The sequence below is a fragment of the Proteiniphilum sp. UBA5384 genome (assembly GCF_002410825.1).
GTDB lineage: Bacteria > Bacteroidota > Bacteroidia > Bacteroidales > Dysgonomonadaceae > Proteiniphilum.
Map to the genome: position 1 here is coordinate 1 of NZ_DHOS01000077.1, position 9,409 is coordinate 9,409.

Genomic DNA, 9,409 nt, shown 5'->3' on the forward strand with positions numbered 1-9,409 from the left:
CCGACGATACAATCTTGATGAGGCGCTATCTTTAGCTCGATTCATCATTGCCAATAATCTCAGGCTCCATAGTGAAGTCGACCTCGTTTTCCTGAGCAATATTTTCTGCATCTTCAACGAGGTCTCCCATATACTTTTCATCATCAGACGCGGGTTGTCGCAATCCGGCTTTCTCTTCTTTGCCGGCAAGCAACATGAATTCGTCCAACCTGTCCTTGTTCTTGTTATAGATATCAATAAATTCATCCAGAACTTCCTCCGATATTTCCCGGCACAAGGTAAAATACCTTTCTTCATGAAAGGAGATGCAGTACATTACTTTACCATCTTTCTCTTTTATATTATCAATGTTCGCAACTGTGGGCGAAAAACCCGGGATAATAACATTAAATTTGTCACCAATTTTATATTTCATAAAGATGGATTGTGTTTAAAATTGTGTTATTGTACTTTTCGTAAAACCATTATTATAATAAACGTTTTTCCATCCCGAATGTTTCCTTGACCTTTGGTTAAGTGAACACGTCTTATTTCGGCCGTCATCTTAAATTTTGTTTAAAGAATACATCCAATTTATCAAACGGAATTATATCTATTTTATCGTATAAATCCAGGTGAACTGCGTCAGGGATAACATAAGGATTAGTATGGAAACGGGATAAACTTCTATCAGACAAGCTAAAATTGGCACGTTGACCATAGCGTCTTTAGCACTATTCGCCTCAAGTTTCGGGCATTTAGTAGCGTTGTTTATAGGAATGAATAAATGGTGCTAACTCTTTACTAGGTTTTTTTTTTATACTTCATATGCTCTGAAGTGACGTTTAAATTGTATAACGTGTATTTATGCAATCAATATCTCGCGGACCTTCCCCTGTCAATATTGTTTGCGAAAGTTGTTTGATTCCGGATAAAATGGTGATAACTGGTGTGCCACACAAGTATAAGGGAAACGGTAATGTTGGAAGTAGTGAAAATATATTTATACACATCAACTTCTGAAAATTGTTTTGGGGTAAATTAACTGACATACTTCTATCGGACAGCAAGTATATTCCTGTTACCGCTTTAAAACATTTATTTTCAACTAACAATAACTTGTAAGCCATAATCGTAATCTGTCTAAAGTCGAGTTAAAAATCATTTTTTGAAGTTTTTATATCATTTTAATTAGTTTGTCTTAATCAATCTTCTTTAATTTTGCTTTTAACATATTTTTTCATATGCACATCTGTGCACGTACACAAAACATCTAATTCTAAGTCAACTTCTGACCCAAGCTCTTGGAAAAGTGATTTTATAGATTTGTTACGTGTTTAAGATTTGTATCTGTTTTGGACAGAAAAAACTTTTTAGGAAGGACCAAATCTCAATCTAAAATAAAATACAATGAAATGAAAAGAAAAGTTTTAAATCTAATGAAAGTAACCCTGTTTGTGCTGATGTGGATGGGTTACTTATGTGTATCAGCCCAAGATATTGCCGTGAAAGGCACTGTCACTGATACAAATGGAGAATCATTGATCGGAGTAACGATACAGGTTCAGGGAACTACAATTGGAACCATCACCGATATTGATGGAAGGTTCGTGCTACAGAATATACCTTCCAACAGTATTTTAGAGGTATCTTATGTGGGAATGCTTTCACGGACGATTGCGTTAGAAGGTAAAACTACGATTGATATCGTTTTGCAAGAAGATTCGGAAATATTGGACGAAATTATTGTTATTGGTTACGGTACTGCTAAAAGGAAGGATTTTACGGGTTCTGTATCTTCCGTGAAGTTGGAGAACTCGCCCGTCGCACTTACATCAAACCTGAATGCATTGGAAGCAATAAAAGGAAATGTTTCCGGTCTGGATATAGGGGCCACAAATTCAGCAGGAGGACAACCAAGCATGCAGATGCGCGGACAGAAATCTATTTCAGGATCAAACGACCCGTTGATCGTGCTTGATGGGGTTATCTTCATGGGAAATATAAATGACATTAATCCTAATGACATTGCCTCTTTTGACATTCTAAAAGATGCGACATCTGCCGCAGCCTACGGTTCCCGTTCAGCCAACGGGGTAATCATTATTACCACGAAAAAAGGAAGGTCGGCAAAGCCCGTAATAACCTTCAACGCTTCAGGAAGCCTTCAAAGCTGGATGAACCGTCCTAAGCTGATGAACGGCGAACAATGGTTGGAATCCGTTATGGCCCGGAACAACAGTACCGATTTAACGTGGTTAAAACCCCAGGAAGCGGCGAACAGGGAGGCAAGGAAGGAAATAAACTGGCTGGATGCGTCTACCCGTACCGGATGGATACAAGACTATCAGCTCTCGGTATCTGGGTCCGGAGAAAAAATGAACTATTACCTATCCGGTTCTTATGCAAATAATCAAGGTGTGGTCATTGGAGATGATTACCATCGTGTATCCGTTTTAGGTAAAATCAATACGGACATTACGAGTTGGCTGGAGCTCGGTGCTGATGCGGCGTATACAAAATCCGATTATTCTGGGGTAGGCGCAGCCCTAAACCAGGCGTTTGTCATGTCACCTTATGGGGTCATGTACCGGGATGAAGAGAATAAGTTACTGGAAAAATTTCCTTACACGCAATCCGGCCAGAATCCTTTATGGGGGGTAACCAATGGTTCACGCGATAATACCGACTTACGTGATAATTTTCGTTTGAATGCTTATGCTGTCGTAAAAATGCCATGGCTGCCCGGCTTTAGTTACCGTTTTAATTACGCGGGTAATGTAGCAAAAGAACACCGTACGAATTTTTATTACGAGTCACATTATGTAAAGGAAGGGGCTTATGATGATGCGACCCGCTATTCTCCGGCAGCCTATCAGAACTTGCTGTCGAACGCGAACGGTAACATTGATAACAGGAGCATATCGAGCTGGGTTATCGATAATATTTTAAATTATACCGCTACGTTTGACAAACACTCTATCGACCTGACTGCCGTGGCAACGCGCGACCGCAGGGACTACAAGCGAGAAAACACTACAGGAAATGATTTTGCAGCTAATGGGAATACCACCTTAGGCGTTAACGGCCTGCATAAAGCGACTGTCCAGAAAATCTTACTTGAAGGAGACAGAAGGGCTAATATCGGTTATCTAGGTAGAGCATCCTATTCGTATGATGAAAAATATTACCTCACCGGTTCATATCGTCGTGACGGTGCTTCGGTTTTTGGGGTTAATCAAAAATGGGGTGATTTCATGGCTTTTGGATCCGCATGGCGGATTACCAATGAATCATTCATGAAAAACGTAAATATCCTTGATGATTTGAAATTAAAGCTTTCTTGGGGTAAAAACGGGAATCAGGGATTAAGCCCATACGGCACGTTATCTACAATCCGAAATGGAGCCGAAGGCGGTGCCCGGTATCAATTTGGAAACAGCAGCAATATCCTTTACGGCATGGTTCCGGGGGCATTGGGAAATGCCGATCTGGGTTGGGAATCCACGGAATCATGGAATACGGGATTCGAATCAGTATGGTTAAATAACCGCATATTTTTTGATGTGGATGTATACTTTTCGAAAACGACCGATCAGATATTCGAACGAAATATCCCTGTCATGACTGGATTTAAAACGATCAAATCATCGTTAGGACAGATAAATAACCGGGGAATTGAGATGACCTTGCGAACCGTGAATATCGCCAAACACGATTTTACATGGACGACGGGCATCACGTTCTGGTTAAACCGGAATAAACTGGCCCATCTGTATGGTGAAGATCTGGATGGAGACGGGAAAGAAGATGATGATATATCCAACAGCCGATTTATCGGAAAACCGTTGGGAGCCATCTACGGATATGTGCAGGATGGGATCGTTCAGGAATCGGATACGGAATATATGCAGAAGAACGGAGTATCGGCCGGAGTGCCTAAATATAGAGATTTAGATGGTGATGGAGTTATTACCGCGGAAGATAGGGACATTCTGGGATATACGACCCCCAACTTCAAATTAAATATGAGCAACACGCTTACCTATAAAAATATCGATCTGTATATGATGCTCACCGGAACATTTGGTGGTGGAGGATATTACTTTAAAGAGAATAGAGAAGCTTTTATGACAAACGGTTCAGGATTGTTTAATTCAAATAGTATCTATATCCCCTGGTGGACACCTGAAAATAAAAGCAACAAATACCCATCTGCCGTATTTGCCGGAGATGGAGGACGCTTCCGAGGATTACAGAACAGGGGATTTGTCCGGTTGCAGGATGTAACACTGTCATATTCATTCGGGGAACCATGGGTTAAAAATCTGAACATTCAGAACTTGAAAGTATTCCTGACTGCCAAAAATCTCTTCACAATTACAGATTGGGAAGGAGATGATCCGGAAGTTGGCTCTGCCGTAAGGGAAAACACTTATCCTGTATTGACCTCATTCTCTTTAGGTGCTAATATTAGTTTTTAATCAAAAAAGAAGATAAAAGTATGAAAAACAAAAAAATAAATAATCAATTCGTCTTGCTCTTATCGTTGTTGTTATTAGCCGGATGTAACGATGCTGATTTTTTAACAGAGAAGCCCGAAACATTCTATACCGTTGACAACGCTTTTTCCACATCGGAGCAAGTCGATCAGGTAGTGATCGGGTGTTACGCACATATCAGAAACATGTTTGCAATGGGTGAAGAAAACAATACGTTTTTTGTTTTTAGTGGTAACGGAACAGATATGTATGATGTGGCTACCATCAGAAGGGGAAATCGTTTTAATGATTATGGAATCATAACTCCAAGCAGTAATGAATTTAACAATAATTATTCACACTGGTACCAGTTAATTGCCAAAGCAAACTTAGCCTTGTACGCTGCGAATTTACCCAATATTGAATGGGGTTCGGAAGAAGAAAAGGCATATACTATGGCCCAAGCACGTTTCTTCCGTGCATTTTGTTATCGTAATTTAGGTGAATTATATGGAGGTGTACCCATTGTTACGGAAGTTACAACAACCCCTCGTTATGACTTTGAAAGAACCAGCCGCGAGCAGACATATCAGTTTGCTATAGATGAGATGGAGGCTATCTTAAATGATCTGCCGGTGACTACTCCTATCGCTGGACGTTTGGTAAAAGGTGCGGCTCAACATAATCTATGTCAGCTTTATTTAAATAAAGGTATCGCCCTGGAAGAGGCTGGACAGTCAGGAGAAGCAAAGATTGCTTATGAAAAGGCAATTAGCTATGGCAATGAGGTTATAGATGGTCCGGTGTACTCTTTAATGACAGAACGGTTTGGCACGCGTAAGGATGAAAATCCTGATTTTTATTTTGCAAACTCTGAAGCCAAGCAAACTGCAGATCGCTTGTATTCAGCTGCAGGTTATCCCATAAAAGGAAATGTCTATTGGGATCTTTTTCAGAAAGGGAACCAGGATTACCAGTCAGGGAATAAAGAGGCTATCTGGGTAGCCCAGATCGATTACGAAGCATTTAAGGCAGAAGATGGCATGTCAAAACTACCGTATTCACGGGTCTATGGGCCTGTTTTCCGTGATCCGATGTCAACCCATTTAACCGGGACGCTGGAAGATGTAGGTGGACGAGGGATCGTGCAGATGATGCCGACAATATATACCCGTGATATCATATATGAAGGGAAATGGGGGGAAGATATGCGAAATTCGGAAGCGGTCTTCCGCAGAACGTTCTTAGGGAATGTGGAGAGTTCAGCGTATTTCGGTAAACCTGTTCCCTGGAATGTGATCTATAAAGAGGGACAAAGCCAAGATGCTGTCGACGCCGCTGTAACGCAATGTTACCCTGTATCCTGTAAGATATCCACAGATAAATACACGGGACTTACAGATGGGCAAAACAGAAGCAACCTATACCGGGACGAATATTTGATTCGCTTGCCTGAAACGATCCTTTTGCGCGCGGAAGCTAAAATGCGGAATGGGAATAATGCAGGGGCGGCATCCGATATCAACCTGTTGAGAAACCGTGCCAAATGTGGGTACATGGTACAGGCTGCGGACGTAAATGTCGATTTGATTCTGGATGAAAGGGCAAGAGAACTTGTCTATGAAGAAAAACGCTGGAACACATTACTCAGGATGGGAGGAACAGTTGCAGTAGACCGCATTAAAAAATACGCTTACTGGGACGATCCTCGGGTCACTCTGACGAAGAATTTCAACCTGTGGCCTATACCTCAGATCGTCATTGATACGAACAAAGATATTGCAATGTCACAAAATCCGGGTTGGAATTAATATTCCAACCCAATTGTCGAAATAAATAGGATTCCGGATAAGAAGGTAACTGAACTATCCGATCTAAAAAAAACGTTATGATAACCTATAAAAAACAGGGATTAATCTTTATCTCCATAGTTGTGCTGTTGATGGTAGGGGGATGTAGAAATACAGAGATAAATCAGACAGAAATCCAGTCGATTGATTATGATTTTCTATCTGGGAACTTCAAGGCTCCGGATCCATCAAGTGGCGTGAATTGCTGGTGGTGGTGGTTGAACGGAAACGTCACCAAAGAGGCCATTACCAAAGATCTGGAAGCCATGAGATCAAAAAACTTCCAGGGTGCTATGATCTTTGATGCTGGAGGACACAACCAACGCGGTAACAAAGACATCCCTGCCGGGCCCTTGTACGGTTCGGACGAATGGATTGAACTTTTTTTATTTGCTTTAGACGAAGCGAAAAGACTGGGATTGGAAATCGGTTTCAATATACAAAGCGGATGGAACTTGGGAGGGCCAGGCGTGACACCTGAGCATGCGGCTAAACAACTGACCTTCTCCGAGATAAAGGTTAAAGGTGGTCAAAAGATTACTCTACAGCTAAGCATGCCACTCCATCATGAGTTGTATAAGGATATAACGGTATTAGCATTTCCAGTCCATGTAGATACCACAAAAAATGAGGAAATCCACTTTTTGGATTATAAGCTCGGATTCCATGAATTGGGTGGTTCTGCTCCCGATACCCGTTTTTTGTTGGATAATATGTCTCTACCTCAGAATAGCGAAGTGAAAAACGGCAAATTTATCTATTACGTAAACAAAGAGGAGGTAATTGATATTTCGTCATTCATGGATGAGAAAGGTACCCTGAAATGGCAGGCTCCGGACGGGGAATGGAACATTATGCGTATCGGGTATACTTGCACCAAGGCCCACGTGTCAACTTCAAGTGAAGGGTGGCAAGGAAGGGTGCTCGACTATCTGAGCCGGGACGCATTCGATTTCTACTGGCACGACGTAGTTGAACCTATATTGAATGCTTCAGGAAAGCACGTAGGAACAACACTGAAATTCATGGAAACCGACAGTTGGGAGTGTGGAGGAATGAACTGGACGGTTAATTTTGCCGATGAATTCAAGCATTATCGTAAATACGACCTGAAAAATTATTTACCTGTTATTGCTGGACATGTGGTAGACAATATAGACGTTACACATGCATTCCTGGCGGATTTCAGGAAAACATTAGCCGATTTGGTGGCCAATAATCACTATGCCCGCTTCGCAGAATATGCCCATAAGAATGGCATGGGAATCCAACCTGAATCGGCTGGTCCTCATGCAGGTCCACTAGACGGGATAAAAAATTATGGATATAGTGATATTGCCATGAGCGAATTCTGGTCGCCGTCACCGCACCGACCAACTCCTCAACAACGTTATTTTGTAAAACAAGCTTCATCGGCCGCACATATTTATGGGAAGAAAATAGTGGGTGCTGAATCATTCACAACGATAGGTCCTCATTGGAATGATGAATTGTGGCGCGATCAGAAATCGTCATTCGACCACGAGATTTGTGCAGGATTAAATCGGGTTTACTTCCACACTTTTACCTGCTCTCCGAAAGGAATGGGAATGCCTGGACAGGAATATTTTGCAGGAACGCACGTCAATCCCCAGGTTACTTGGTGGAGTGAATCCGGAGCATTCATGGATTACCTGCATCGTACGCAGTTTGTTGTGCAAAATGGAAAGTTTGTGGCGGATGTCCTCTATTATTACGGCGACCATGTGCCCAATGTTTTTTCCAATAAACAGGCTGATCCCGCTGGCGCATTGCCGGGATTTGATTACGATGTGACGGATGAAACTATCCTGATGCGCCTGAAGGTGAAAAACGGGAAAATTATTGTTCCGGGAGGAATAGAGTATCGGGTATTGGTATTGCCCGACCACAGGGTACTTTCACTGGAAGCCTTACGAAAAGTGGAATCCATTTTATCGCAAGGGGCCGAAGTAATTGGATACAAACCGGAACGATTGATCAGCCTGACAGGTGGGGAAAAAGCACAACGTAAATTCCGGGAACTGGCAGATAAGATATGGGGAGAATACACTCAGGACAAGGGAAGTAAAAAATACAAGAAAGGAATAGTATCATGGGGTATATCCGCAAGAGACTATTTACGATCGAAAGGGGTCTTCCCGGACTTGGAGATATCGAATGACCGTGCAGAGGATTTCGATTATATACACTATACAATAGGCGGTAGCGATCTCTATTTTATAAGTAATCAAACGGAGGAGGTAAAAACTATTGAAACTGTTTTTCGAATTGAGGGACGCCAACCGGAACTATGGGATGCCTTGACCGGCGAAATCCGAGAAGTAAAAGCTTTCTCCCAACAAAACGGACGGATTATGGTGCCATTGACCCTTGAACCCTACGGTTCCATCATCGTATTGTTCAATAGGGAAATAGACTGTACGGTTCAGGGTAGTGAAAAGACAAATTATCCCGGTTACACCTCGGTTCAAGAACTGGATGGCAGTTGGAGTGTCTATTTTTCCCCTGAATACGGTGGACCGGGAACGGTCAATTTCCCAGAGTTAATAGATTGGAGCACTTCAAAGGAAGAGCGTATCAAGTTTTACTCCGGCGCTGCTGTTTATCATAAGAAATTTCATTTTAGCCCTGAACAACATAACGCCTATTTTCTTCAATTGGAAAATGTGAAAGATGTAGGTATTGCCAGAATTAGGATAAACGGAACAGATAAGGGGGTTGTATGGACCAAACCTTTCAGGGTTGATGTAACTGACGAATTGGTGGAAGGTGAAAACAGCCTCGAAATAACCGTGGTCAATTCCTGGTATAACCGTGTGGCAGGTGATGAGATGAATCCCAAAAAGGATCAGATTACCCAAACCAATATTGTGTTGGTAAACGATTTCAGAGGACATCCGCGCAAGGAGATACCTCTGGAACCATCCGGATTACTTGGTCCCGTATCGATCAAAACGAAACAACATCATTAAAAACAAAGGGTGTAAATCTTGTAGCTATTTGATTTACACCCTTTGTATGCAAAAAAATCAAGGTTTGTCAAATTTTCGGGATCAAGCGGTATGTATTCGTTAAAAC

The 9,409-nt window shown here is 41.9% G+C and carries 4 protein-coding genes; 3 read left to right on the forward strand and 1 reads right to left on the reverse strand.

Annotation, left to right across the window (positions count from 1 at the left end; all coding sequences use genetic code 11):
- Positions 1-31 precede the first annotated feature (31 nt).
- Entirely contained in the window at positions 32-415 is a 384-nt protein-coding gene (locus B4G81_RS15085) for a hypothetical protein (RefSeq protein ID WP_294083968.1), read from the reverse strand.
- A gap of 979 nt (positions 416-1,394) precedes the next feature.
- Between B4G81_RS15085 and B4G81_RS15090 the strand changes: the two genes are divergently transcribed.
- From B4G81_RS15090 to B4G81_RS15100, 3 genes are all read left to right on the forward strand, one after another.
- Positions 1,395-4,463, forward strand: a complete 3,069-nt coding sequence (locus B4G81_RS15090; protein ID WP_294083969.1) for a SusC/RagA family TonB-linked outer membrane protein — start codon at positions 1,395-1,397, stop codon at positions 4,461-4,463.
- Between the two features lie 20 nt (positions 4,464-4,483).
- Positions 4,484-6,271, forward strand: a complete 1,788-nt coding sequence (locus B4G81_RS15095; protein ID WP_294083971.1) for a RagB/SusD family nutrient uptake outer membrane protein — start codon at positions 4,484-4,486, stop codon at positions 6,269-6,271.
- A gap of 77 nt (positions 6,272-6,348) precedes the next feature.
- Positions 6,349-9,303: a glycosyl hydrolase gene (locus tag B4G81_RS15100; RefSeq protein ID WP_294083973.1), complete on the forward strand. Its 2,955-nt coding sequence runs from the start codon at positions 6,349-6,351 to the stop codon at positions 9,301-9,303.
- Positions 9,304-9,409: the final 106 nt, after the last annotated feature.

Bases quoted from the DNA above. Each gene is read 5' to 3' on its own strand.
- B4G81_RS15085 (WP_294083968.1), bottom strand. From the start codon at position 415: ATGAAATATAAAATTGGTGACAAATTTAATGTTATTATCCCGGGTTTT.
- B4G81_RS15090 (WP_294083969.1), top strand. From the start codon at position 1,395: ATGAAAAGAAAAGTTTTAAATCTAATGAAAGTAACCCTGTTTGTGCTG.
- B4G81_RS15095 (WP_294083971.1), top strand. From the start codon at position 4,484: ATGAAAAACAAAAAAATAAATAATCAATTCGTCTTGCTCTTATCGTTG.
- B4G81_RS15100 (WP_294083973.1), top strand. From the start codon at position 6,349: ATGATAACCTATAAAAAACAGGGATTAATCTTTATCTCCATAGTTGTG.